The sequence below is a fragment of the Halorubellus litoreus genome (assembly GCF_037081675.1).
Taxonomy (GTDB): domain Archaea; phylum Halobacteriota; class Halobacteria; order Halobacteriales; family Natrialbaceae; genus Halorubellus; species Halorubellus litoreus.
Genome location: NZ_JAZAQL010000001.1, coordinates 1,354,273 through 1,378,426, shown reverse-complemented (window position 1 = coordinate 1,378,426; position 24,154 = coordinate 1,354,273). Strand labels below are relative to the sequence as shown.

Annotated in this window: 21 protein-coding genes; 9 read left to right on the top strand and 12 right to left on the bottom strand. The window is 67.1% G+C overall.

The window, feature by feature from the left end:
* Positions 1 to 62 precede the first annotated feature (62 nt).
* Both VYJ16_RS06870 and VYJ16_RS06865 read left to right on the top strand, forming a co-directional pair.
* On the top strand, positions 63 to 893 hold the full coding sequence (locus tag VYJ16_RS06870; protein WP_336349547.1) for a DUF429 domain-containing protein: 831 nt from the start codon (positions 63 to 65) through the stop codon (positions 891 to 893).
* A 58-nt stretch (positions 894 to 951) separates the two neighbouring features.
* A complete protein-coding gene (locus tag VYJ16_RS06865) occupies positions 952 to 1,320 on the top strand; it encodes a DUF7994 family protein (RefSeq protein ID WP_336349546.1) in 369 nt (122 codons plus the stop codon).
* 60 nt (positions 1,321 to 1,380) lie between these two features.
* Here the strand turns inward: VYJ16_RS06865 and VYJ16_RS06860 are convergent, their stop codons facing one another.
* Positions 1,381 to 3,003 (bottom strand): AMP-binding protein, encoded by a 1,623-nt coding sequence (locus VYJ16_RS06860; RefSeq protein ID WP_336349545.1) that lies wholly within the window; start codon positions 3,001 to 3,003, stop codon positions 1,381 to 1,383.
* On the bottom strand, positions 3,000 to 3,848 hold the full coding sequence (locus VYJ16_RS06855; protein WP_336349544.1) for an alpha/beta fold hydrolase: 849 nt from the start codon (positions 3,846 to 3,848) through the stop codon (positions 3,000 to 3,002). The genes VYJ16_RS06860 and VYJ16_RS06855 overlap by 4 nt, the downstream gene beginning before the upstream one ends.
* 88 nt (positions 3,849 to 3,936) lie before the next feature.
* On the opposite strand from VYJ16_RS06855, the gene VYJ16_RS06850 reads away from it, so the two are divergent.
* Positions 3,937 to 4,434, top strand: coding sequence for a MaoC family dehydratase (locus VYJ16_RS06850; protein ID WP_336349543.1), 498 nt, complete (start codon positions 3,937 to 3,939; stop codon positions 4,432 to 4,434).
* Positions 4,435 to 4,757: 323 nt separating this feature from the next.
* Here VYJ16_RS06850 and VYJ16_RS06845 read toward each other — a convergent pair whose 3' ends face one another.
* Together VYJ16_RS06845 and VYJ16_RS06840 are read right to left on the bottom strand one after the other, a co-directional pair.
* Positions 4,758 to 7,151: a PAS domain S-box protein gene (locus tag VYJ16_RS06845; protein ID WP_336349542.1), complete on the bottom strand. Its 2,394-nt coding sequence runs from the start codon at positions 7,149 to 7,151 to the stop codon at positions 4,758 to 4,760.
* 152 nt (positions 7,152 to 7,303) lie between these two features.
* A complete protein-coding gene (locus tag VYJ16_RS06840; RefSeq protein ID WP_336349673.1) occupies positions 7,304 to 7,984 on the bottom strand; it encodes a class I SAM-dependent methyltransferase in 681 nt (226 codons plus the stop codon).
* Between the two features lie 355 nt (positions 7,985 to 8,339).
* On the opposite strand from VYJ16_RS06840, the gene VYJ16_RS06835 reads away from it, so the two are divergent.
* The 3 genes from VYJ16_RS06835 (at position 8,340) to VYJ16_RS06825 (ending at position 9,945) form a co-directional block, all read left to right on the top strand.
* Positions 8,340 to 8,792 (top strand): DUF2391 family protein, encoded by a 453-nt coding sequence (locus VYJ16_RS06835; RefSeq protein ID WP_336349541.1) that lies wholly within the window; start codon positions 8,340 to 8,342, stop codon positions 8,790 to 8,792.
* A 108-nt stretch (positions 8,793 to 8,900) separates the two neighbouring features.
* Positions 8,901 to 9,479 (top strand): DUF7090 family protein, encoded by a 579-nt coding sequence (locus VYJ16_RS06830; protein ID WP_336349540.1) that lies wholly within the window; start codon positions 8,901 to 8,903, stop codon positions 9,477 to 9,479.
* 22 nt (positions 9,480 to 9,501) lie between these two features.
* Positions 9,502 to 9,945, top strand: coding sequence for a nucleoside triphosphate pyrophosphohydrolase (locus VYJ16_RS06825; RefSeq protein WP_336349539.1), 444 nt, complete (start codon positions 9,502 to 9,504; stop codon positions 9,943 to 9,945).
* A 43-nt stretch (positions 9,946 to 9,988) separates the two neighbouring features.
* Here VYJ16_RS06825 and VYJ16_RS06820 read toward each other — a convergent pair whose 3' ends face one another.
* The 6 genes from VYJ16_RS06820 to VYJ16_RS06795 form a co-directional block, all read right to left on the bottom strand.
* Positions 9,989 to 10,819: a DUF7089 family protein gene (locus tag VYJ16_RS06820; RefSeq protein WP_336349538.1), complete on the bottom strand. Its 831-nt coding sequence runs from the start codon at positions 10,817 to 10,819 to the stop codon at positions 9,989 to 9,991.
* Positions 10,820 to 10,824: 5 nt separating this feature from the next.
* Positions 10,825 to 10,914: a hypothetical protein gene (locus VYJ16_RS22165; protein WP_418934292.1), complete on the bottom strand. Its 90-nt coding sequence runs from the start codon at positions 10,912 to 10,914 to the stop codon at positions 10,825 to 10,827.
* A gap of 78 nt (positions 10,915 to 10,992) precedes the next feature.
* Positions 10,993 to 12,558, bottom strand: coding sequence for an MATE family efflux transporter (locus VYJ16_RS06815; RefSeq protein ID WP_336349537.1), 1,566 nt, complete (start codon positions 12,556 to 12,558; stop codon positions 10,993 to 10,995).
* Positions 12,559 to 12,840: 282 nt separating this feature from the next.
* Positions 12,841 to 13,986: an OapC/ArvC family zinc-ribbon domain-containing protein gene (locus tag VYJ16_RS22160; protein ID WP_379761920.1), complete on the bottom strand. Its 1,146-nt coding sequence runs from the start codon at positions 13,984 to 13,986 to the stop codon at positions 12,841 to 12,843.
* The gene (locus VYJ16_RS06800) at positions 13,986 to 14,372 is read right to left on the bottom strand and encodes a DUF2073 domain-containing protein (protein WP_227134153.1); all 387 of its coding nucleotides are present in this window, start codon (positions 14,370 to 14,372) and stop codon (positions 13,986 to 13,988) included. Before VYJ16_RS06800 ends, VYJ16_RS22160 begins: the two co-directional genes overlap by 1 nt.
* Positions 14,373 to 14,378: 6 nt before the next feature.
* Entirely contained in the window at positions 14,379 to 15,020 is a 642-nt protein-coding gene (locus VYJ16_RS06795) for an Era-like GTP-binding protein (protein ID WP_227134152.1), read from the bottom strand.
* A 2,335-nt stretch (positions 15,021 to 17,355) separates the two neighbouring features.
* Here VYJ16_RS06795 and VYJ16_RS06790 point away from each other — a divergent pair.
* A complete protein-coding gene (locus VYJ16_RS06790) occupies positions 17,356 to 18,849 on the top strand; it encodes a Cdc6/Cdc18 family protein (protein ID WP_336349536.1) in 1,494 nt (497 codons plus the stop codon).
* 386 nt (positions 18,850 to 19,235) lie between these two features.
* Here the strand turns inward: VYJ16_RS06790 and VYJ16_RS06785 are convergent, their stop codons facing one another.
* The gene (locus tag VYJ16_RS06785; protein ID WP_336349535.1) at positions 19,236 to 20,360 is read right to left on the bottom strand and encodes a S26 family signal peptidase; all 1,125 of its coding nucleotides are present in this window, start codon (positions 20,358 to 20,360) and stop codon (positions 19,236 to 19,238) included.
* 225 nt (positions 20,361 to 20,585) lie between these two features.
* Between VYJ16_RS06785 and VYJ16_RS06780 the strand changes: the two genes are divergently transcribed.
* A complete protein-coding gene (locus VYJ16_RS06780) occupies positions 20,586 to 22,163 on the top strand; it encodes a DNA-directed DNA polymerase II small subunit (RefSeq protein ID WP_336349534.1) in 1,578 nt (525 codons plus the stop codon).
* Between the two features lie 61 nt (positions 22,164 to 22,224).
* Here the strand turns inward: VYJ16_RS06780 and VYJ16_RS06775 are convergent, their stop codons facing one another.
* Entirely contained in the window at positions 22,225 to 22,656 is a 432-nt protein-coding gene (locus VYJ16_RS06775; RefSeq protein ID WP_336349672.1) for a hypothetical protein, read from the bottom strand.
* 278 nt (positions 22,657 to 22,934) lie between these two features.
* Between VYJ16_RS06775 and VYJ16_RS06770 the strand changes: the two genes are divergently transcribed.
* Complete coding sequence (locus tag VYJ16_RS06770) at positions 22,935 to 24,113, top strand: aspartate kinase (RefSeq protein WP_336349533.1); 1,179 nt, start codon at positions 22,935 to 22,937, stop codon at positions 24,111 to 24,113.
* Positions 24,114 to 24,154 lie beyond the last annotated feature (41 nt).

Genomic DNA, 24,154 nt, shown 5'->3' with positions numbered 1-24,154 from the left:
CCAAGGTCAGTTCGGTGCGCGACGACCGGGGGCTTATCCTCGCCGCATCCGAACGCGCAGTCATGCCCGAACACGTCGCCGTCGGCGTCGACGCCGCCCCCGACGGCTGGGTCGCCGTCCAATACCACGACCGCGAGTACGCGAGCGTCCATCGCTACGCCGACACCGACGCCGACGGTAGCGCGTTCCGCGCCCTCTGGACCGACCTCTGGAGCGACCTCGAAACCGTCGACGCGGAGCACCTCACCGTCCTCGTCGACGTCCCCATCGGTCTCCCCGACGACGACCCCGCCCGCGAGCCGGAGGTTCAAGCGCGCAAACGCCTGGAGAACCGCCAGTCGAGCGTGTTCAACGTCCCGATCCGGGAGATCCTCGACGAGGACGACTACGCCACGGCGAACGCGACCCAGAAGGAGTGCGTGGACAAGGGCCTGATGCAGCAGACGTTCAACATCACCCATCGCATCCGCGAGGTCGACAGCGTGCTACGCGACGACGCCGCCACCGAAGCGACCCAGGACCGCATCCGCGAAGCCCACCCCGAAGTGTGCTTCTGGGCGCTCAACGACCACCAGGATATGCGGTTCTCGAAGTCGAGCCAGCCCGCGGCCGCGTACTGGGAGCGCGTCGACGCCCTCGCCGCCGTTCACCCCGACGTCACCGACGACCACGGCGACCGCCGAAGCGCGTTCCACGACGCGCTCGCCGACGCCGGCAGCGCGCTCCTCGACTGGGACGACCCCGCGCTCTCGAACGACGACCTCCTCGACGCGTTCGCGCTCGCCGTCACCGCCAGCTCACTCACCGGCGAGTTCCAGACGCTCCCCGACGACCCCGGCGAGGACGAGGAGGGACTCCGGATGGAGATGGTGTACGCCCACCCCGAGTCGTAGACGCCCACCCCGAGCCGTAGGACCGACCTTTTTCAGCGTCGCCGCGGAAGCCGAATCCGTGCAGCCGCGAACCAGAGCCGTCTACGGCGCCGTCCTCCTCGGACTCGGCGTGCTGATGGCCGTCTTCGTCACGGGAGCGTGGGCCGAGCCGGGCACCGCCAGCTACGTGGCGCTGTTCGGGCTCGCTGGCGTGCTCTACATCACGAGCGCTCGCCCGCCAGCAAGCGTCGAGTCCCACCACCTCTGGGGCGCCGGCGAGGCGAGCATCGGACTGGCGTTCTTCGCGATGGCAGTCAGCGGCGCGCTCGACGCCGTTCCCTGGGTCGTCGCCGTCCTCGTCGGAACCCTGATCGGGGTCACCCAGGTCTGGCAGGGCGCCAGGCGGGTCCGCGGCGTCGACGACCCCGGCGGGTCCTGGTCCTGGTGACCACGTCCCGCCGAACCGCCATCGGCGGCCTTACGTCCCGCCGAACCGCCATCGGCGGCCTTACGCCCCGCCGAACCGCTCCTCGACCGCGCCACGGTCGATCTTCGACGGGCCGCTCGTCGGCATCTCGTCGACGAACGCCAGGTGCTTCGGGATCTTGAACCGCGCGAGCTTCCCGTCGCAGAACGCCTCGACGGCCGCGAGGTCGAGGGTCTCGTCGCCGACGACGACCGCCTTCCCGACCTCGCCCCACGTGTCGTCGGGTACGGGGATGACGACGACGTCGTCGACCTTCGCGTGCTGGCTGAGGACGTCCTCGACCTCCGCCGGGTAGACGTTCTCGCCGCCGGAGACGAACATCTCCTTCTTCCGACCTTCGATGTGGACGTAGCCGTCGTCGTCGACCCTGGCGAGGTCGCCCGTGGAGACGTACGCGTGGTCGTCTCCCTCGCGAGCGCCGAACGTCGCCGCGGACTCCTCGGGCGCCCGCCAGTAGCGGTCCGCGGCGTGCGGGCTCGCGAGTTCGAGCTCGCCGACCGCACCCTGCTCGCACTCCTCGCCATCGTCGTCGACGACCCTGGCGTCGACGTGCATCCCGGGGACACCGACGCTATCCGCCTTCTCGCGCGCCCACCCCTCGGGCATCGCGAAGTTGTTCGGCCCGCACTCCGTGAGGCCGTACCCCTGCGAGAGGTCGACGCCCCGAGACCACCATTCCTCCATCACGCTCTGCCGGCACGGCCCGCCGCCGGACTTCGCGAACCGGAGCGTGGAGAGGTCCGCGGACTCCCACCCCTCGGCCTCCGTCATCATCCGCAATACAGCGGGGACCGCGACGAGGAGGGTCGCGTCGTCCTCGTCCACGATCTCGAGGACCTGCTCGGCGTCGAACTCGCGCGCGATGACGACCTCCGCCCCCAGGTGAAAGAGCGGGAGCGTGAGGACGTTCCAGCCGCCCGTGTGGAACATCGGGAACACCATCGGCGTCGCGTCCTCCGGACGGAGCCCCCACATCGTGATGGTGTTGAACGAGTTCCACGCGATACCGCCGTGCGTGAGGACGGTCTCCTTCGGCGTCCCCGTCGACCCGCCCGTGTGGAGGAACATGTGCGCGTCGTCCATCCCGAGGTCCGGGCCGTCGAACGGCGAGCGGTCGTCTGGGACCGCGTCCGCGAACGCGTCGAAGCGCGACTCGCCGAGCCCGAGCACCGGCCCGTCGTAGCCACAAGCGTCGTGCGCGAGCGCACCCGCCACGTCGTCGTCGAACGCCCCCTCGACCACGACGAGGCTCGGCGCGACGTCGTCGAGCAACTCGGCGAGCTCGCGCTCCGCGAGCCGATGACTGAGTGGCGCGAGCACCCCACCCGTCTTCCCCGTCGCGAAGAACAGGTCCACGAGCTCCGGGCGGTTCCGCGACACCACCGCGACGCGGCCGCCGACCGCAGCGTCGCCGACCTGGTCGGGGCCCGGCGCCGGCTCCGCCGCCGGCGACGCCTTCGAGACGCCGTGCTCGGCGAGCAAGCGAGCGGTCGCGTTCGCGCGCTCGTCCAGCTCGCGGTACGAGAACGCCTCGCCGGTCGTCGCGTCCCGCAGCCCGACCGCGTCAGGCGAGAGCGAGCGTCGGCGCGCGCTCCAGTCACCCACCCAGTCGTACGGCCGCGACCCGTGCCCGTGCACCGTCATGCGTCCGCGTCCGGCGCTTCGGTCGTCCCGTCGTCGCCCTCGACCGCCGCGACGTGCTCGCGGACGTCCGCCGTCACCGCATCGGCGTCCTCCACGAAGAACAGGTGCGCGCCGTCCTCGTACAACTCCAGACGGCTCTCGGGCAGTCGCTCGTGCAAGCGCTCGCCGTTCTCCACGGGCAGCACGCGGTCGCCCGTCCCGTGCAGGACGAGCGTCGGCACGTCGAGGTCGGCGAGCCACGGCGTCGCGTCGAACGCGGCGACCGCCGCCGCCTGCTGGTTCCGCGCGAACTCGCTCGCGTCGCTCTCGAGGCGCCAGTCGACGATGTCCGCGACGAGGTCCTGGTTCGCCGCCCAGAACGACTCCGTCATCGCCGGCTCCATCTTGAACCGGATCGCCTCGCGCTCGTCCGCGTCCTCGGGCACGTCGAACATCCGCTCCTGGGTCGCCGCCGGCGTCGGCACCGCGAGCTCGCCGCCCGGACTCGTGCAGAGCAGGGAGAGCGACTCGGCGCGGTCGTACTCGTGAACGTACCGCTGTGCGGTCATCCCACCCATGCTCGCACCGACGACGTGCGCCGACTCGACGCCTTCCGCGTCCAGGACCGCCTCCAGGTCGCTCGCGAACGCCCCGATAGAGTACGCCTCTGGGTCCGCCGGTTCCTCGCTCGCGCCCGTCCCACGGTTGTCGAACGCGATCGTCCGGTAGTCCGCGAGGCGCTCGCGCTGGAACCGCCACATCCACCGCCCGTACCCCAGCCCCTCGCAGAACGCGACCACCGGCGCATCCGGCGGCCCCGCGACGTCGTACGCGATCTCCACTCCGTCGTTCCGTACCCGTGGCATACCTCACCAATCACCCACGACCACCCTGAATCTCCTGATTCACATGTTAACCCGACACGCTAATGACGCCTCAGAGAAAGCCACGTCCATGCCAGTCGCATCCGTCGGCGACACCGCCGACGCCACCAAGACCATCACGAGAAGCGACATCGAAGCGTACGCCGACCTCGTCGGCGACACCAACCCCATCCACGTCGACACCGACTACGCCGAAGACACCATGTTCGACGGCCGCGTCGCCCACGGCATGCTCTCCGCCGGCGTCCTCTCCGCCGCCCTCGCCGACCTCGACGGCGACATCGTCTACCTCTCCCAGGACCTCCAGTTCGAAGCCCCCGTCCGCCCCGACGAGACCGTCACCGCCCACGTCGAGATCGTCGAAGACCTCGGCAACGACCAGCTCCGCGCCAACACCACCGTCACCACCCACACCGACACCCCCGACGAGACCACCGTCCTCTCCGGCGACGCCATCGTCATGAGCGTCCCCCACGAAACACCCGAATCGAACGACGTAACCGGCGACGCCGAAACCGACGCTGCCGACGCCGAAACCGACGCTGCCGACGCCACCTGCGACGACTAACAACCGCTTTCTGCGAAGGGTGCGCCGGACGCGCACCCTCCTCGAACAAACGTTGCCGAAGAGAGGCCGAGCGCTCACTGCGTTCGCGCTCGGTGCGTGCGTGGGACCATCCGAAACCCAGCGAGGTTTACACGAGACGTAAACCTGGGGTCGGTCTGACGGCCGCACCGCTGGACCCACAGGACCCCGGTCGTTCCAGACACCAGTGCTTCCACTCGAAGCCGAGGGAATCGTCGAGAATCTCGCCGGCGAACCGCTCCGTCACGACTGGTTCGGCGCGCGAGCCCGTCCCGCGCCCGTCCGACGACGCCAGTCCGCCACGCTCACGTCGCGTCGTCCGGCGTCGGGAGCGTGACCTCGAAGCGCGCCCCACCCATCTCGGACGCCTCCACCTCGACCACCCCGTCGTACGCGTGCACGATCTCCCGCACGAGGTACAGCCCGAAGCCCGACCCCGGGCTGTCGAACCGACGCTCGCCCTTCTCGAACAACCGCTCGCGCATCTCCGCCGACACCCCCGGCCCGTCGTCCGCCACCCACACCGACGCCGCCCGATCCGACGACGACACCCCCACGCGGACCCGCGGCTCGTCGGCATCGTTGTGCTCCACCGCGTTCGACAACAAGTTCTCGAGCACCTCACCCAGCAGTTCGTCCGCCATCACCGGCCCCACCTCATTCAGGTCACCGCACACCTCGAACGACGCCGCCGGATACGACGACCGTGCACGCTCCACCTGCTCCGCGACCATCGACCCGAGCGCCACCGGCTCCAGCTCGTGGTTCTCGTCCCCGATCGCCTGCATCACGTGCCGGATCGTCTCCACGACCCGCGTCATCTCCCGCGTCCGCACCTGCACCGTCTCCAGATGCCCCAGCACCGCCTCGTCCACGTGCCCCTCCAACAGCTCCAGGCGCGCACCAACCACGTTCAGCGAATTCAGGAGGTTGTGACGGATGAGGCGATTCAGGAGCTCGAAGCGCTCGCGCTCCCACGCCACCGTCTCCGCGCGCGCCGCCGCCGCCATCGCCAACCCCATGATCTCACCGAGTTGCGTCAGCACTCCACGCTCCACCTCGCCGAACGCATCCTCGCGGTCAGTGTACACGTTCAATACCGCGAACGGCTCGTCCTCGAACCGAACCGGTACCGACGCCACCGCCACCACGTCCATCTCCTCGGCGTGCGCCCGCCAGAACCCGTCCGCTGGCGCCGCCGATACCGTCGACGACACCTGAACCGTGCCAGTCGCCATCGCTCGCTCGTCCGGCCCCATCTCCTCGACCGGCGCGTCCAGGTCCACGTCGAACGCCTCCAACGTCATCGACTCGTCCGTCGCCGACGACGGCACCACGCGCGTCCGCTCGTCCGCGCCCACGCCCTCGCGCTCCAGCGACCCCACCCACGCGAACGTGTACGAATCCGACGACCCCAGATGCTCGCAGACCGCCGCCTCGATCTGCTCGCGGGACCGCTGCCGTGCCAGCGCCCGATTCACCTCCAGCGCGACCTCGTGGAGGTTGTTCACCGCCGCCAACCGCTCGCGTTCCTCGCTCAACTCGCGCTCGCGCTCCCGGCGCTCCGAGATGTCCTGGACCACGAGCATCCCACCGAACACCTCGTCGTCGCCGCTCACCGGGAGCGTGTGCGCGAGCAAGTCACGCCCCCTGTACTGGATCTCGAACGAGTGCTTCTCGCCCGCGATCGCTCCCTCGAAGTACGGCCGAATCTCCCGGACGACGTCCTCCGGGTACAGGTCGAACACGTACTCGCCGACGCGCTCGGCCGGATTCGTCCCAATCTCCGTCATCAACTCGCCACCGACCGCCGTGAACCGGAAGTCCTCGTCGAACAACCCGACCGCGCCCTCCGGGAAGTTCTCGACGAGCGTCCGATACCGTCGCTCTGACTCCTCGAGCGCGCGCTCGCGCGCTCGTCGCTCCGTCACGTTCCTGACCACGCCGACGCGATGAAATCGGTCGTCCTCACCTGGCAGGATTCCGAACGACGCCACCGCCGTGAGCGCCTCGCCGGTCGCGGTCTCCACGTCCGCCTCCAGCAGCGGGTCCTCGGCCCGGTCCGCCTCGAGCGCCGCCGCCCGGTCGGCCGCGCGCTCGGCGATCTCGTCGTCGACGACCGTCGACACGTGCTCGCCGAGCAACGTCTCGCGCTCGTACCCGAAGAAGTCCACGAACGCGTCGTTCACGAGCGTGAATCGACCGTTCGTGTCGACGACGTACACGCCGTCCTGGACGGTCTCGAGGATGTGCTCGTACTTCCTGCGTTCCTCCGCGCGAGCGCGCTCCGCGGTGACGTCCCGCGCCACGCCCACGACGCGCTCGTCGTCCTCGCGCTCGTCCACGGCCGCGAGTTGAACCGACCAGTGGACGCGGTCGCCGGTCGGCGAATCGACGCGGACGTCGAACGTCGACGGGTCGTCGCTCGACGCCGACCGGAGCGCCGCGAGCGACTCGACGAACGCGGTCTCGTCTTGCTCCGCGACGAGCGTGGACGCGTCCTCGCCGAAGAGCGCCGACGACTCGTACCCGGTCTGCGCAACGAGCGCGTCGTTCACCGCGACGAGCCGGTCGTCACCGTCGAGCTCGAAGACCGCGTCCTCGAGCGTCCCGACGAGCATCTTGAACCGTTCGGATGGCTCGTCGGACCCGCTCGCCGTCCAGGAGTACCGCAAAGCTCGCCCGTCGCCCTCGTTCATATCTCCAAGGAACGCCCCCGAATCGCCTAAAGCTATGGCATATCGGGACTCTCCCGCAACCGAGAATCGCGACCGCCTCCGAACCTGGTGCGTCGAGCCACAAGACCGACGATTAGGGCGCGACGCCGACGGTCAGGGCGCGACGCCGACGGTCAGGGCGCGACGCCGACGGTGAGGAGCGTCCCGTACTCGCGGTAGCGTTCCACCATCTCTTCGCGCGTCTCCCAATTCTCGGTCGGGAAGGCGTCCGCGTCCGGAATCTCGATGTCGCGGTCCGGAATCGAATCCTGTTCGGCGACGTACAACCCCGCGTCGCGGAACGCTTCGCGGTACTCGTCGTGACTCCAGCGCGTCATCTCCACGCTAATCGAATCCTGCCAGCCGTGACTGTGGACGTTCTCCTCGTAGTAGTTCACCGCACAGTAGAACGACCCACCCGGCTTCAGGACGCGCCGCACCTCCCGCAGGGTCTCGTGGGGGTCGCTCGCGTAGTAGAACGCCTCCATCGACCACACGTGGTCGACGCTATCGGTCGCGAACGGCAGACTCCCGAAGTCACCGACGACGAACCCGACGTCCTCGTCCTCGGTGTACTCGCGCGCGTTCCGCGCCATCTCAGGCGACCCGTCCAGCCCGTACACGCGCCCCGCGTCGTCCGCCTCCTTCAGCGCACGCCCCGCGTACCCGCTCCCGCACCCGAGGTCGAGGACGACGTCCCCCGGCTCCACCGGCATCCGCGCCAGCGCGTGCTTCGCCGTGTGCCAGTGCCGGTCCTCCATGCCCTTGTCGCGGCCATCCGCCGCCCACGCGTCGAACTCCTCGCGAACACTCATACGGGATGCCACACGACCCCGCATCAAAACCCGTTCGCTCCACGCCCCCGACCGCGCACTCACCGCATCGACGAACGCACTCACCGCATCGGCGAACGCATTCACCGCATCGACGAACGCACTCACCGCATCGGCGAACGCATTCACCGCATCGGCGAACGCACTCACCGCATCGGCGAACGCACTCACCGCATCGGCGAACGCACTCACCGCATCGGCGAACGCACTCACCGCATCGACGAACGCACTCGCGGCGCTTCGACCCCGCACGCTCCCACGACGACCCGACTCGACGACCAACCGGGACGCATCCGCCCCCACGGGTTTTTTCAACGCACGAAGCGTCCGCTGTGGCATGGTCGGCCGACGGAAACGGTACGCGCTCGCCGACACCGCCCAGCAGCTCGTCGGCGGATTCCTGCTCGCCGGCCCGTTCGTCGTCACCGAAGAGGTCTGGGTGCTCGCCGCGAACATGACCGTCTGGCACGCACTCGTCACCATCGCCATCGTCTTCGGAATCGGCTACGGCGCCCTCTACAAGGCCGACGACGACCGCGACCCCGACCGCGAAGCCGAACTCGGCGGCATCCCCCTCCGCTTCCTCTCCCTGATGGTCGTCGCGTACGGCTCCGTGACCATCCTCGCACTCGCGTTCGCAGCCCCAACCACGTTCCTCGTCGGCGCCGACGCCATCCTCGCCGACCCCGACCCGCCGATGGCCGTCGTCGCCGAAGCCACCGGGAAAGCCATCACCGTCGGCGCCATCTTCAGCGTCGTCGGCGCCGCCACCGCCGACAGCGTCTTCTGACCGCGAACCGAGCGCTCCCGACCAATCGCACCCGCCCGCAATCGCTTGCTAGCGAACCGCAAGCAGGCACCCGAACGCCTAAGTCTGTCCCGCCGGTCCCAAACACCTATGGACTACACGCTCGCCGTAGACGGCACCGAGGACACCATTCCGGGTGGGACAGGCGTCCTCCTCGTTCATCCCTCTACGGGCGAAACCGACCGCATCGACACCGACTTCCTCCGAGACGACACCGACGCCTTCCTCGTCATCTCCACGCGCACCACCGCTCGCGAAGTCCGCCAGAAACTCGACTACTACGACGTCGACGAGGAGAAAGCCGTCATCCTCGACACCCTCAGCGTCGAACGCGGCTACAGTCGCCGCTCCAGCGACAACGTCCACTACGTCTCCGCGCCCGACGACCTCGACGGCATCATCGAACAGACCGAACGCTTCCTCGACAGCCACGACGGCAAACTCCGCGTGAGCGTCGACTCCATCACCGAACTCGCGTACTACGCCGGCGAAGAACCGACCGAAGAGGCGGTCGGCCGCCTCCTCGACCTGCTCGCCGAGTACGACGCCGTCGGCCTCTTCCATCTCTCCGACGAGGTCCACGACGACGCCGTCGTCGAATCCTACCGCGACCGCTTCGACGTCGTCGTCGACCTCGACGTCGACGGGAACGTCGAACTCACCGACTGACCTCCTTTCACTGGCTTCCTCGATGACCGACGACGACACCCAGAACAGTGATACGGCCGGCAGATCCGCGGCCAGCGACACCGCCGACGAGTACGTCGGCGCGTACGACAAGCTCGTCCGCGACGACGTCCCCGCGGTCGTCCGCGCGGACGGGAACCGGCCCGTGACGCGCCGGGTCGACGGCGGCGAGTACGAGCGCTACCTCGCCGCGAAGCTCGTCGAGGAAGCCCGCGAGTACGCCGACGCAGTCGAAACCGAGGGCTCGGGCGCGAACGATGGTTCGGACAGTGACGAAAGCGACGACGTGCTCGACGAGCTCGCGGACGTGCACGCCGTCCTCGACGCCATCGTCGACGAGAGCGCGTTCTCCCAGGACGACGTCGACGCTCGCGAACGCGAGAAAGCCACCGACCGCGGCCGGTTCGTCGACGGCGTCGTCCTCGAACGCATCGACGCCGGCGAGTGACCCCGCCGACCCCGGCGAGTGACCCCACCGACGCCGCGCCCGCCTAGTCCGCGAGCGCGTCGAACGTCTTCTCCGCCCACCTGACCGCGAACGGCGCGCCGCGCTCGCGGTACGCGTCCGTCGCGAGCGCCGCGAACGGCGACGGCACGTCGACGTCGTGCTTGATGCCGCTACACGCTAGTTCCGCCGCGTCCGCGAACTCCGTCTCGCCGCGCGCCACCTCCCGCGACAGCCCGTCGAGGCGGGATTCCAAGCGCTCGCCCGCGTCCACCCACGCCTCGCCGAGCGCCGCGCGCTCGTCGCTCGCGTCCACCCACGACGCGAACACGTCGCGCGTATGCAATCCCAGCCAGCCCTCGTAGAGCGCGTTCGCGAGTTGGTACGTCGCGTTCGGCCCGAGCGTCGTCCCCGCCGCCAGGTCGGGGTACGTCGACCCGAAGAACGGCAGGAAGTGCTCGGGCGCAGGCGTCGAAGCGTCGTCGTCCGCACGCGCCCCCTGTGCGTCGATACCGAGTTCGACGAGCGCCTCCGCGACCAGGAAGTCCACGAACGACTCGGGCGACCCCTCCACGCGCGGCTTCACGATAACTATCGGCGGCGACGTCTGGCGCGTCCACACCACGCTTCCGTCCCCCGGCATCCCGACCGTGAAGTCCCCGCCCGCGAACCGACGGAGCAGCGCCGGCGCATCCTCGGGAAGCCACTCCTCGGGGCACGATACCGGGTCGAGCGCGTCCACGAGCAAGCCGAGGTCCTCCGCTTGCGCCGGCGGCAGCGTCTCGAAGTCACTCCCCGCGGTCACCACGACCGCATCCGGCGCTCGCGCCTCGCGAACCCGCTCGACGGCCGGCGAGCACTCGCGCGCAGAGAACATCCCGATTACGTCGACAGCGTCACGGCCATCAACGAGAGCGCGAGCACGGCCGACACACCGACAGTCACGAGCACGATCTTCGTAGCGTCACTCATGCACGGACCGTCCGACCGCTCGGGCTTACCGTTTTCGAAGCACGCCGCTCGCGCCGCGAGCGACATCGGGCGTCCAGCTCACCCGGGAGCGTCCGCGCCGACCTCGGACTGGCGCGCGATGACGCGCCACGTCCCGGACTTGAAACGGACGGCGTTCACCGCCGCCCGGAAGTACATGTCGAGCAGGATGGCGGCGTACACCGCGACGACGCCCAGGCCGATGCCGGGCGTGAACGCGAACCCGAGCGCGCCCACCGACATCGTCGCGGGGAGCGCGAGGAACGCCACCGGGAGCTTCAGGAGGTACGTACCCGCGAGCGTCCCGTAGAACGGCCACGTCGTATCACCCGCGCCACGCAGTCCGCCGCGCATCGTCCGCGACACCGCGAACGCGCCGACACCGAGCCCGAACACGCGCACGAACGTCACCGTGTCCGCGACGTGCTCGGAGCCGAACGCCAGCGATATCGGGCGCGCGAGCACCACGAGGACGAGCGCGATACAGAGCTGCGTCGCGAGCGCCACCCGAAGCGTCGCCCACCCCGCCGCTTCGGCGGCGTCGCCATCGCCCTCCCCGACGCGCTGGCCGACGAGCGTGCTCGCCGCCGTCGAGTACCCCCACGCCGGCATCATCGCAAGCAACATCACGCGTCGCCCGATCGCGTACGCCGCCAGCGTCCCCGTCCCGAACGCCCCCAGCACGAACAGGAACGGGAACCGGCCGAGCGTCCGCGACAACCGCGTCCCCGCCAGCGGCAGGCCGACGCGAACCACCTCCCGCGCGATGCCACCATCCCAGAGCCGCCCAGTCGTCGCCGTCTCCGTCGACGACCCCATTTCCGTCGACGACCCCATTTCCGTCGACGACCCCGGGTCCGTCGACGCCGCACGCGACCGCAACCCCGGGAGCGGTAACCGAACCGGGAATCGCGTCGTCGACAGTAGCACGAAGAACACCGCTGCGGCGAGAACGTTCGCCGCGACCGTCCCCCACGCCGCGCCCGCCACCCCCATCGGCGCTATCGGGCCGAGCCCGAAGATGAGGACCGCGTTCAGTCCGATGTTCGTCGGAAGCGTCAGGAGTCGGACGTACATCGGCGTCCGCGTGTCACCAGCACCGGCGAGCGCGCGCGCCGCCGTCATACTCCAGAACCGGAACGCCACCGACAGCATCACGATACGCAGATACGTCGCCCCCATCTCGGTCACGGTCTCGTTCGGCGCGAGCACCGCCACCAGCGGGTCCGCGTACACCCACGCCACCGCCGTCATCGGGATGGAGAACGCGAGCGACAACCACAGCGACACCGCGAGCGTCGTGTTCGCGCGCCCCGTCTCGTCCGCACCGACGAACCGCGACACGACACTGATAGTGCCGCTCGTCAACGCCAACGACAACCCGAACGGGATGAAGTAGTACTGGAACCCGAGTTCGAGTGCCGCGACCGCCGACGCACCGATCGCCTGCCCGACCATCAGGAAGTCCGCCGTCCGCAGGAACGTCCGGAGCGCACCCGTCACCATCACCGGCAACGCCAGGTCGAACGCCTCGTCGCCGCGCTCCCGGTCCACGACACCGAGCCGTGCGAGCAACGCCGGGAACGCGAACGCGAGCCGACGCGCACCGTCGCGGAGACGAACCATTCGAGTCCGCCCGGGACTACCGACCACACTCTCTTACCGATTACGTCCGACGAGGTCGCAGCGCACGAGACCGCTTTGCGAGGTCGCGAATCAGTCGACCCTCCAGTGGTGATATAAGAATCTCCAGACGAAACGAAGGGGTGTCGGGACATCGTGTCGAAGCACGCAATTCGACGAGAACGACGCGCAACCACGCTCAGAGCACAATCGACGGTCGAGAGCGAACCCGCACACTCGACCCGAACGAACTCGACCCGAACGAACTCGACCAGAACGACCCGGTCAGTCCGGGCTCGCGTCGCCACGCCAGGACTCCGGCACCTCGATGACGTACCGGCCGTCCTCCTGGAGCGAGATGATGTACTCCTCGCGGTCGTACAACTCCATCAGGTTCAGCTCGTACTTCCCCGGGTCGAGGACCTTGATGCTCTCGAACTGACTGTTCAACTCCTCGCGGAGCTCGTCCAGGTTCGGCGAGTCGTCGTCCGGCTCGCTCGCGACGTCACCCGCACTCGGCCGGTCCTTCACGTCCGCCGCCTCGCTCGACGGCGGCCGGTCCGCGCGCTCAGACGACTCCACACGCTCAGACGGCCCGTTGTCGCCCGTATCGTCGCGCATTCCGCCCGGAGCGGCCGACTCACGACTCGGTAACTCGTCGGGCGACACCACGTCCGAGCGAGCCGACCGCTGCGCATCGTCCTCCGTCTCACCCATCTGCGCAGTGATCGACTCGTCCTCACTCACCGACTCGTCCTCACTCACCGACGACTCCGACGCACCAGAGACGGACTCCGACGTGTCGACCGACCGTTCAGACGTCGTGGACTCGCTCGTCGTAACCGACTCCTCGTAGGACTCACGGCTACTGGCCTTCTCCGCCGGCGTATCGTACTCCTCCGTCGCCGACTTCGGCCACTCACCGCTCCCCGACGGCGTCACACGGTCGCGGTCCGCATCGACGTCATTGGAGGACGACGAATCGCCGGCAGGCGACACCGAGGACTCCGACTCGGACGCCGCCGAACTCGACGCGTCACTCGCACTCGTCGGCGCGTCACTCGCACTCGCCGACCCGTTCCCCGCAGTTGACGTCTCGCGAGCGTTCGTCGACGGTCCGGGACCCGGTGATTCGCCAGCGGTCGACGCAGTCCCGTCGTCGCCATCACCGCGGCCCATCAGATCGCGAACCGTCGCCTTCGCGCGACTCATCGCACCGCCCTCCCCACCAGCGGACGACCCATCAGCGACACCGCCACCAACGCGACCGCTACCAGCGTCACCGCTATCAGCACCACCGCCAGCGCCAACGTCCACCGCGTCCGACGGCTTGAACTGGAACTTGTTCCCACCACAGTCCGGACACCCAGACAGCATCTCCTTCGAGCCATCCGGGAACGTCCGCGCGCACTCCGTGCACTGATGCGGCATTATTTCCGTGAAACCAGCGCACTGATCACCGTCTCGTCCTTGTGCAACGTCTCGATCTGGTTCGCCGGCCCGATGACCGTCAACTTCGACGTCTCCTCGCGCCCCATGATCCGACCGAGGATCCCCGAATCGCTCGTCGACGACCGCGGATACGTCTCGATCTCGATCCCGTTGAACTCGTCCGGACTGATCTCCGTCATCGTCACCTCGATGAGCTTCGACTCCTCGTCCGGCGACAACCCGTCCTCGAGAATGACGATCTTCCCATCACGGACGCCGTCCAGGATCATCCGGATCTTCTCCATGCTCGCCAGGCCATCCATCCGCTCGGCACTGATGAGATCTATCTGAACGCCGTCGTTGTCTGATGCTTTGGCTTCAGGCATCCACGATCACCCGAAGTACTCCGCTATCTTGTCGTACACTTCGTCCATGTTGTTACCCTCCAATGCCGACAGCGGTACCGTCTCGTGCTGCGGGAACGCGTTCCTGATCCGCTGCGTGCTCGCATCGTCCAGGTCGATCTTGTTCGCGAAGATGAGCACCGGCAAGTCCCGGCTCTCGATGATCCCGATGAGCATCGTGTTCACCTGCGTGAACGGATCCTCGGTCGAATCCAGCACGTAGATGACGCCGTCGACGTCCTCGCGCAGCCAATGCATCGCTTCCGCAACACCCTCCGTGGCTTCGCGGCTGCGTCGCACGGCGTCGTCCTTCTCCATCTCGTAATCGAGGAACTCCTCGTAGTTCACCTTCGTCGTCACACCCGGCGTGTCGACGATGTCGATACTCACCGACTTCCCGTTCCGCTCGATCTCCACGTTCTCCTTCCGACGCGCCCGTCGCGTCTCGTGAGGGATGTGGCTCTCCGGACCGATCGCGTCCCCGGTCCAGTCCCGAGCGATTCGGTTCGCCAGTGTCGTCTTCCCTGCGTTCGGCGGTCCGTAGATGCCGATGCGTTTCTGTTCGTCCTCCGAGAAGAGGCTGTCCGTAACCCGTTGGAGGCTGTCTTTGAGTCCTGATAGCAGTCCCATCCTGGTCTATCCTCCCGTCCGCGTTCGGTTATGTGTGTGGCACACGGCTCTCGCCTTGCGGTTCGACGGGCGCCGAGCCCGCGTCGACGGGGTGCGTCTGAGACCCTCGTGGGAGCCGAATCGGGGTCGTGTCGACGCCGTCGAAACGCGCGGCATCTCCCCGGTCGTCGGGGACGACGGCGCGTGCTTGCGCGACGATTTGCGTGCGTCTGGACGTACTACCGCACTGGATTCACTTAAGCCTGTGTCAGACGTGTTAGATCCCCTATAACAATGGCGGAGGGTTCGACTGGAACTGGGGGTGGGACGATAGTACCACGTTTGGAAACGAATCGGCCGTCTAAACGTCCTCGAAACCGGTACTTACCGGACACACCAACGCTTCAAGTGCACCGGTACGACCCCTTTACTTCACTAGAATCGCTCCGACAAAATCGACGAACGTCGATGCATGTCAGTGCCACTGGACGAGCAACGAGGCCAGTTTCCCGTCCGGAACGAAAGGAGAAGGCAGCCCGGAACGAAAGGAGAAGGTCAATCCGGAACGGAAGGAGAAGGCCGAGGGTCCAGCCGGATTCTGTCGTTGCGAACTGGGCCTCCCGATCGACTGACGCGGACCAGGACACGAGAGTGCGTGCGGGATGGTATCATTCGACGGAGTGCAGCCCCCCACCCCTTCGTTTCGGGTGGAACGTCGAGTTGTGGAGGGGGTGGGTCGTGGGGGACGGGTGGCCTCGGGCGGCTCGCGACACGGACTGGATGAGAAACCCGGAGACGTGTTGGACGGAATTCTAGTGAAAGCTAGATTAATCGAGCAGCTGTCTAGACAACTAGACTAGAAACAAACAAGTACGGCGTTATTTCTGGTTTACGGGTATGGTTCTGGTAGTAGTTACTTAATGCTTCCCCTACTAGACACCCCCCTCCCCCACCCCACCCTCCCACGCGTTCCACCCGAAACGAAGGGGTGGGGGGGTCCCCACCTCCGACGAGCAACCCGACCCCTCTTTCGTTTGCAGCCACGACACGAGAACCCCATCCCGGCAGCAGCACCCCGGCGACGGCAGTCGTCACACGGCGACTCGAGTGCTTCTCGAGGCCGTTCGACTCGAAATACTCCCGGCCTGCACGAACAACACTGCAATACGAACACCCACCGATTCGAGTCGAACGACAAACCTCGCCTCGCCAGTGTCCACGACTCCGAATCCCCCGACGACTACGAAACGAGCCAGCGGTTCCAACGCCCCCCAGAATCACGACGGGAAGTCCGAGTACGCCTCGCTCCGACTCCGACACCCCTTCAGATCCATCGCGGCTTCACTCGTGTCGCGGCTTCACTCGTGTCGCGGCTTCGCTTACCTCGTCTCGTTGATTGCGTCACGCCATCGATCCGGTCGATCCATGCAGACCGACACCTCACGCCTCGAGATTCGGAACGAACACCATCCATCTGTAGCGGTTCATCGGACTCGACCGACCACCGTCCGTCCGTTCGACTCGAACCCAGGGCACTCGACTGGCGCTCCGAGCGTCCGTCGTTCGTCTTCCAGTCGAAGCGAGCGCCTCGACGGACGGGAACGACCGAACAGAGCCACACGTCACCGTGATACACCCGAAGCGCCCCGACTCACCCCTTCCGACCTAGCCCCCTGCTTCGAGTCCACAACGACACCGCCGACCCCACCGGTTCAACTCCAGGCACGATAGAACTCAGCGATTCCGAGCTTCGACACTGATTGGGCCAACTGGGCCGACAGCGATAGCGACAGCCTCATCGACACCAACGTCGAACGAGGTGTGCGTCAACGACCGGGAACCTGCTGGCACGACTGCGGTGACGTGCGGATGGACTGGTGTGCGGAGTGCCGTCGGTCGCACAACGGAGTGGCGTCGGTCGCAGGGACCCGTGTTCTATCGAGTTCGACGTGAAACGGTCGCGGTCTGCCCCTCGTCGTTCCGGGACACTCCACTCGAAGTTCACGCTGTGGCTCGCGCGTACGCGTCGCGAGCGAATGAACTAGAACGTTAGAAGAGTGACGGCGTGCGTTGGAACCGACCGAGGGCGAAGCGTTCCAGTCGACGGTCGCTGGAAGGTGATGGTTACTCGTCGTCCGGTCGTGAAGGTTGGTGTTCGATGTCTGGTCCGCGGCACAGCACCGGAACCTGACGCCCAAGGAGCAACTATTAAGTACCTACCCTTCATCTGGTTCGTGTGCATCAACTGGACGTTCCGCGTACGCCCCACTCTCGTAATCGGTCCGTTCGGGGTTCTCTACCGGCACGCTCTCCCCTCTGGCGGCGGGAACTCCAGTAGAAACGAAGGGGTCAAGTAATGTCCGACGACGACACAGATTCGACGGCCGAGCCGCGACGAGAGGACCGTGACTTCGACGTCGACCTCGACGAGGTCGTCCTCGACGAGGGTGACGACGAGGAGTCGACGGGCCTGTTCGACGACCTCCTGAGCGGCGAACCGATCTTCGAGAACAAAGAGGTCCTCCGGCCGTCGTACACGCCACACGAACTCCCGCATCGGAAGGAACAGATCAACAAGATGGCGACCATCCTGGTCGCCGCACTCCGTGGAGAGACGCCGTCGAACATCCTCATCTACGGGAAGACCGGGACGGGCAAGACCGCGAGCGCCAAGTTCGTCAGTCAGGAACTGGAGTCGACGAGTCAGCGCTACGACGTCCCCTGTGAGGTCGAGTACATCAACTGCGAGGTCACCGACACCCAGTATCGGGTGCTCGCGCAGCTCGCGAACAAGTTCATCGAGGAGAACGAGCAGTACATCGACGGCCGCATCGAGGAGCTCGAAGCGCTTCTCGAGGACGTCGAGGAGCAGCGGCCGTCCGAGGTGCTTCCGGAGACGGAGTTCGACTCGACGGATGCGGTCGAGGAGCGTATCGCGCAACTCGAAGCGGACCGCGAGGAGTTCGAGGAGGTGCCGATGACGGGGTGGCCGACCGACCGCGTGTACAGCGTGTTCTTCGACGCGGTGGATTACCACGAGCGCGTGGTCGTCATCATGCTCGACGAGATCGACAAGCTCGTCGAGAAGTCCGGGGACGACACGCTCTATAATCTCTCGCGGATGAACTCCGAACTCCAGAACTCGCGGGTGTCCATCATCGGGATCTCGAACGACCTGAAGTTCACGGACTTCCTGGACCCGCGCGTGAAGTCGAGTCTCGGCGAGGAGGAGATCGTGTTCCCGCCGTACGACGCGAATCAGCTCCGGGACATCCTCCAGCATCGCGCGGACGTCGCGTTCAAGTCGGAGGCGCTGACGGACGACGTCATCCCGCTGTGTGCGGCGTTCGCCGCCCAGGAGCACGGGGACGCGCGTCGCGCGCTCGACCTCCTGCGGACGGCGGGCGAGCTCGCGGAGCGCGACCAGGCGGAGTCCGTCGACGAGGCGCACGTCCGGAAGGCTCAGGACAAGATCGAGCTCGATCGCGTCGTGGAGGTCGTTCGGACGCTCCCGACGCAGTCGAAGCTCGTGTTGTTCGCCATCATCAGCTTGGAGAAGAACGGCGTGCACAACATCAACACGGGCGAGGTGTACAACATCTACAAGCGGCTCTGCGAGGAGATCGACGCGGACGTGTTGACGCAGCGTCGGGTCACGGACCTCATCAGCGAGCTGGACATGCTCGGTATCGTGAACGCTGTCGTCGTCTCGAAGGGCCGGTACGGGCGGACGAAGGAGATCTCGTTGTCGGTGCCGATCGACGAGACGGAGGCGGTCCTGTTGTCGGATTCGCGGCTGGGTGACATCGACGACGTCCAGCCGTTCGTGCAGGCGCGGTTCGATAACTGACGGACGCGGTCCCATCTGACAGCTGTGGTCCTATCTGACGGACGGGTCCTGTCTGAACGTATGCGGTTCTGTCTGAACGTGTGCGGTTCTGTCTGAACGTATGCGGTTCTGTCTGAACGTATGCGGTTCTGTCTGAACGTGACGTGTGTTCGAACGCGTGATCACGGTAGCGTTGTCGCGGTGTCCGAACTCGGTGCTGTGCGTCGTGCGAGCGCTCGTCCGCTGGATTCGAGTTGGGTTTCTAGTCGAAACGAAGGGGGTTGCTTTCTGCGGGAGGGAAGTCGAATTACGGCTGTTTCGAATGGAGGTAGTGTTCGTACTTGAAAGGTACTAGTGGCCGTACTTGGGAGGTCCGTACAGCGTCCGGGACGTGACGCGTGAGTCGTTCAGGTCCGTGTGGCGACGACGGCAGCGCCTGCTGCGGCACCGAGTGCGCCGAGGCGAGCGAACAGCGCTGGCCCGTTCGCCGGGATGGTCGGCGCGACGGGACTGGTGGTTGCAGAGGTGAGTTTCGCGAACTGGAGACGGATCCAGCCGAGGAGGGGGACGCGGACTTGGGCTTTGCCGCGGACCCATTCGGGCTTGACGATGTCGCTCTGTGATTGGACCTGGTCGTAGTTGTCGTTCGCGTCGCCTTTCGTGATGAAGCCGTCGTAGGGGGCGGGGCACTGGTTTCGCGGGACTTCGGCACAGGTGTCGACGGCGCCGAGGTGGTCGGGGTCGGCGTCTTTCACCCAGTTGTCGCCTTCTTCGACGTAGAAGCGAGCGCGGTGGATGATGGGCGTGGCTCCGCGGTCGCCGTACGGTCGGTAGACGACGACGTCGCCGTAGTTCCCGAACTTCGAGTAGCCGTTCGCAGCTTGCGCGCTCGTGTGCGTGGAGACGCCGGTGTCCTGGACGGCGCTCTGTGGCGCGTATCGTTGTTCGTCGACGATGAACACGAGGTCGCCTTTGCTCATGTGCGGTTCCATGCTACCGGATTCGACGGCGACGAGCGGCGGCCAGATGCCGGAGATGGCGAAGAGGACGAGGCCGATGGCGGCGACCGCGGCGACGCTCGAGACGACGTCGCGGACGAACACGACGCTCCCGTTCGGCGAGTTCAGGAACCACGTGATGACGCCGTCGTCGGCAATCGTCGGCGGATCGTCGTCGACGTCGTGCGCTGGTGGTTTCTCTGGCGCGGAGCGTTCGCCGAGCGTCGACTCGCGGTCGCCGGTCGGCGCGGCTTCGTCGCCACGGGCCGTGCCGTCGGCGGTGGCGTGGTCGTTCGTGGTCACGTCGGTCGGCGCGTCGACGGTCGCGTCGCCGTCGCCTGCGACGTCGTCTGTCGGCGGGTCGTCGTTCGAGTGGGGGGATTCGTCGTTCGAGTGGGGGGATTCGTCGTTCGAGGGTTGCGCGTCGTCGCTAGCGGTGGTCCAGTCGTCGGGCCAGCCGTCGGGACGCTCCGCTGTGTCGTCGGACGTCCCGTCGGCGTCGTCGCCCCTGTCGTCGGGGTCGTGCCCGTTCATCTTGGTCGAGGTTGCGGCGGCCTCGAAATGAACCTTCTGTCTCGCGGCGTCGGTGCGTGGCCGGTGAGCGGCTTCCGGCTCGCGGCGCCGGTGAGCGGTTTCCGGCTCGCGGCGCCGGTGAGCGGTTTCCGGCTCGCGGCGCCGGTGAGCGGCTTCCGACTTGCGCGCTCGCGGAGCGTCGGTTGTTCCGCTATCCTTTTTGCTGCCCGTCCGCTTTCGAGTGGTGTGCCACAGGAGGCGCCGGCGCGGGTGGTTCGCGAACTGGCGAGCCGCGGCTACAACGCGGAGCGCGAGGCGGTGACCCTCCTTTCGAGTGCGGACGATTCCGCGGCGGCGATCGAGCGCGTCGTGGACGAGCTCCCGGCGGACGCGTTCAAGGTGACGCGTGCGGACGTCGAGGCGGTGCTGGACGGAGAGCGTGGAACCAGCCGTCCCGGTGGTGGAAGCGACGCGAACGCCCCGCCACCACACCCCTCTGTTTCGAGTGGAACGAACGCTTCGAACGAGGTCGATACGACCTCGAACGACCGAAACCCGAACCGGTCTCCAGTTGAAACGAAGGGGTCTGGTTCGTTCGAGCGGACGGTCGACGAGGCGCTTCGGTCGGTCGAGATAGCCGGCGACGTCACCGGGCACTCGACGGGGACCGGTGCGTACGACGACTTCGTGAAGGTGTTCCGCGACCGCTACGACCGCCTCGGGAGCAAGCTCCGCGGGCGCGTCAACCACCGCCCCACGGACAGCATCGAGGACATGGTCGGCGGGAGCGACGTCGGGCTCGTCGGGATGGTGAACGACGTCCGGTCGACGAAGAACGGCCACTGGATCGTCGAACTCGAGGACACGAACGGCGTCTTCCCGTGTCTCGTCACGAAGGACCGCGACCTCGCGGACAGCGTCGACGAACTTCTCTTCGACGAGGTCATCGCGATCGAGGGGACGCTCAGCGACGACGCCGGTATCGTGTTCGTCGACGAACTATACTTCCCGGACGTCCCCCGAACCTACAAGCCCAGTACCGCGGACCGCCACGTGCAGGCGGCGCTCGTCAGCGACGTGCACGTCGGCAGCCAGGAGTTCATGGCGGAAGCGTGGACGCAATTCACCGAGTGGCTGCACACGGCGGAGGCCGAGCACGTCGAGTACCTCCTCATCGCGGGCGACATGGTCGAGGGCGTCGGCGTCTACCCGAACCAGGACGAGGAACTCGACGTCATCGACCTCTACGAGCAGTACGAGCGCTTCAGCGAGTACCTCAAGCAGGTTCCGGGAGACATGGAGATAATCATGATCCCGGGGAACCACGACGCGGTCCGGCTCGCGGAACCACAGCCCGGGTTCGACGAGGACCTCCGCGAGATCATGTCGGCGCACGACCCGCGCATCGTCGGGAACCCCTCGACGGTAACCGTCGAGGGCGTCTCCGTGCTGATGTATCACGGCAAGAGCCTCGACGAGGTCATCGCGGAGTTCCCCGAGGAGAAAGCGAGCTACGACGAACCGCACAAGGCGATGTACCACCTCCTTAAGAAGCGTCACGTCGCCCCGCAGTACGGCGGACACATGCGACTCGCGCCCGAGGAGCAGGACTACCTCGTCATCGACGACGTCCCCGACGTCTTCCACACGGGCCACGTCCACAAGCTCGGGTACGGGAAGTACCACAACGTCCTCGCCATCAACTCCGGGTGCTGGCAGGAACAGACCGACTTCCAGAAGTCCGTGAACATCGACCCCGACTCGGGGTACGCGCCCATCGTCGACCTCGACACGCTCGACGTCACCATCCGGAAGTTCAGCTAACCGCGTGGGACGCCGAGTCGGGAACCTTGGACGAGCGAGGACGCAAGTCGATGAGGGGCGTTCAGGCTGGTGAGAGACGATACCGGACGGTTCGTTCGCCGTCGAACCGTGGGCCGGCGCCGTCGTTCCGGAAGCCGACGCGTTCGGCGGCCGCGGCGACGTCGCCGTCCGCGTCCGTGACGAGCAACTCGACGCGCATCCCCTCGTGTTCGGCGAACCGGATGGGTTCGGCGAGCAGTAACTCGCAGGCGTCGGGCGTCCCGTCTATCTGTGTGACGTGAACGACGTCGCCGCGCACGTCGAAGCTCACGAACCCGACGACGTCGTCGGGGTCAGCGTCGTTCGCGTCGGCGTTCTCGTCCCGCGCGTTCGCTTCCCGTTCGACGACGCGGACCGTCCGGTCGTGGACGATGTTCCGCATCACGTCCGCCGGCGAGTCGGCGATCGCCGCCATCGCCTCCGCGTCCGCTTCCACCGCGTCACGTACACGCATCATCGATTGCTAACGAACCGCACGACCATAACTCCCCGCGACGACCGGACGGCAGTCTGGGCGTCTCGCGCGACGGAGTCGGGTGAACCCCCAAGCGGTCCTTCCGGTGGACGCCAAGCGGTCCGTCCGGTTGATACCGAAGCGATGCTCCGGGATACGCGCGTGGGTGACCGGCAGTTCTTTCCCCGGAGGACAGGAGTTATCTCGCGGCGCGGGTTAGGTGGGGCCATGACTCTTCGAAGTGCGGACGTCGACGGTGACGGTTGCGAGGTGGCGGGATGCGCGTAGTCGCGAAGTTCGGTGGGACGAGCCTCGGGAGCGGCGACCGCATCAATCGGGCGGCGGACTCGATCGCGGCGGCGGTCCGCGAGGGCCACGAGATCGCGGTGGTCGCGAGCGCGATGGGGAACACGACCGACGAGCTCCTCGACGAGATCCAGTTCGAGGTCGACGAGCTCGACCGCGCGGAGATCGTGTCGATGGGCGAGCGGACGTCGGTCCGGATGCTGAAGGCCGCGCTCGCCGCGCGCGGTATCGACGCGAAGTTCTACGAGCCGGGCGTCGACGACTGGCCGGTGGTGACGAACGAGGCGGGCGAGGTGGACGTGGAGACGACGACCGAGCGTGCAGCAGCGGTCGCGAGCGACCTCACGGAGACCGTGCCCGTCATCACGGGGTTCCTCGCGGAGGGCCCGGACGGCACGGTGACGACGCTCGGGCGCGGTGGGAGCGACACGACCGCGGTGATGCTCGGGAAGTACATGGACGCGGACGAGGTCGTCATCATCACGGACGTCGAGGGCGTCATGACTGGCGACCCGCACGTCGTCGAGGGCGCGCGGAACGTCGGCCAGATATCGGTGGACGAGCTCCGGAACCTCTCGTTCCGCGGCGCCGAGGTCGTCGCCCCGAGCGCGCTCAGCTACAAGGACGACGACTTGGGCGTGCGCGTCGTCCACTACCAGCACGGCGACCTCCTCTCGGGCGGCACGCGCGTGACGGGGAAGTTCGAGAACCTCGTGGACATGCGCGAGAGCCCGCTCGCGTGCCTCACGGTCGCGGGGCGCGCCATCCGGAACCAGACGGGCGTGTTCCACACGCTCAGCAAGTCGCTCTCGGAGTCCGGTATCAACGTCGACGCGGTCTCGTCGGGGATGGACTCGGTGACGTTCTACGTCGACGCGACCGAAGCGGAGCGCGCGGAGAACATCCTCCACCGCGAGGTCGTCGACGAGGAGCACCTGTCGTCGGTCACCGTCGACGACGACGTCGCGGTCGTCCGCGTCACCGGCGGGGAACTCCCGAACCGCCCTGGCGTCATCCGCGACATCGTCGACCCGCTCGCGGACGCGAACATCAACATCCACGACGTGATGACGAGCGCGACGAGCGTCGCCATCTTCGTCGACTGGGACGACCGCGAGAAGACCCTCGAACTCGTTCAGGACCGGTACTGACCGCCGCCAGCGACGCGTCGACGTCGAATCGTTCTCGAGCG

Coding starts and splice junctions, on each gene's coding strand:
- VYJ16_RS06870 (WP_336349547.1), top strand. CDS start 63: ATGCCCGAACACGTCGCCGTCGGCGTCGACGCCGCCCCCGACGGCTGG.
- VYJ16_RS06860 (WP_336349545.1), bottom strand. CDS start 3,003: ATGACGGTGCACGGGCACGGGTCGCGGCCGTACGACTGGGTGGGTGAC.
- VYJ16_RS06855 (WP_336349544.1), bottom strand. CDS start 3,848: ATGCCACGGGTACGGAACGACGGAGTGGAGATCGCGTACGACGTCGCG.
- VYJ16_RS06850 (WP_336349543.1), top strand. CDS start 3,937: ATGCCAGTCGCATCCGTCGGCGACACCGCCGACGCCACCAAGACCATC.
- VYJ16_RS06845 (WP_336349542.1), bottom strand. CDS start 7,151: ATGAACGAGGGCGACGGGCGAGCTTTGCGGTACTCCTGGACGGCGAGC.
- VYJ16_RS06840 (WP_336349673.1), bottom strand. CDS start 7,984: ATGAGTGTTCGCGAGGAGTTCGACGCGTGGGCGGCGGATGGCCGCGAC.
- VYJ16_RS06835 (WP_336349541.1), top strand. CDS start 8,340: ATGGTCGGCCGACGGAAACGGTACGCGCTCGCCGACACCGCCCAGCAG.
- VYJ16_RS06830 (WP_336349540.1), top strand. CDS start 8,901: ATGGACTACACGCTCGCCGTAGACGGCACCGAGGACACCATTCCGGGT.
- VYJ16_RS06825 (WP_336349539.1), top strand. CDS start 9,502: ATGACCGACGACGACACCCAGAACAGTGATACGGCCGGCAGATCCGCG.
- VYJ16_RS06820 (WP_336349538.1), bottom strand. CDS start 10,819: ATGTTCTCTGCGCGCGAGTGCTCGCCGGCCGTCGAGCGGGTTCGCGAG.
- VYJ16_RS22165 (WP_418934292.1), bottom strand. CDS start 10,914: ATGAGTGACGCTACGAAGATCGTGCTCGTGACTGTCGGTGTGTCGGCC.
- VYJ16_RS06815 (WP_336349537.1), bottom strand. CDS start 12,558: ATGGTTCGTCTCCGCGACGGTGCGCGTCGGCTCGCGTTCGCGTTCCCG.
- VYJ16_RS22160 (WP_379761920.1), bottom strand. CDS start 13,986: ATGCCGCATCAGTGCACGGAGTGCGCGCGGACGTTCCCGGATGGCTCG.
- VYJ16_RS06800 (WP_227134153.1), bottom strand. CDS start 14,372: ATGCCTGAAGCCAAAGCATCAGACAACGACGGCGTTCAGATAGATCTC.
- VYJ16_RS06795 (WP_227134152.1), bottom strand. CDS start 15,020: ATGGGACTGCTATCAGGACTCAAAGACAGCCTCCAACGGGTTACGGAC.
- VYJ16_RS06790 (WP_336349536.1), top strand. CDS start 17,356: ATGTCCGACGACGACACAGATTCGACGGCCGAGCCGCGACGAGAGGAC.
- VYJ16_RS06785 (WP_336349535.1), bottom strand. CDS start 20,360: ATGAACGGGCACGACCCCGACGACAGGGGCGACGACGCCGACGGGACG.
- VYJ16_RS06775 (WP_336349672.1), bottom strand. CDS start 22,656: ATGCGTGTACGTGACGCGGTGGAAGCGGACGCGGAGGCGATGGCGGCG.
- VYJ16_RS06770 (WP_336349533.1), top strand. CDS start 22,935: ATGCGCGTAGTCGCGAAGTTCGGTGGGACGAGCCTCGGGAGCGGCGAC.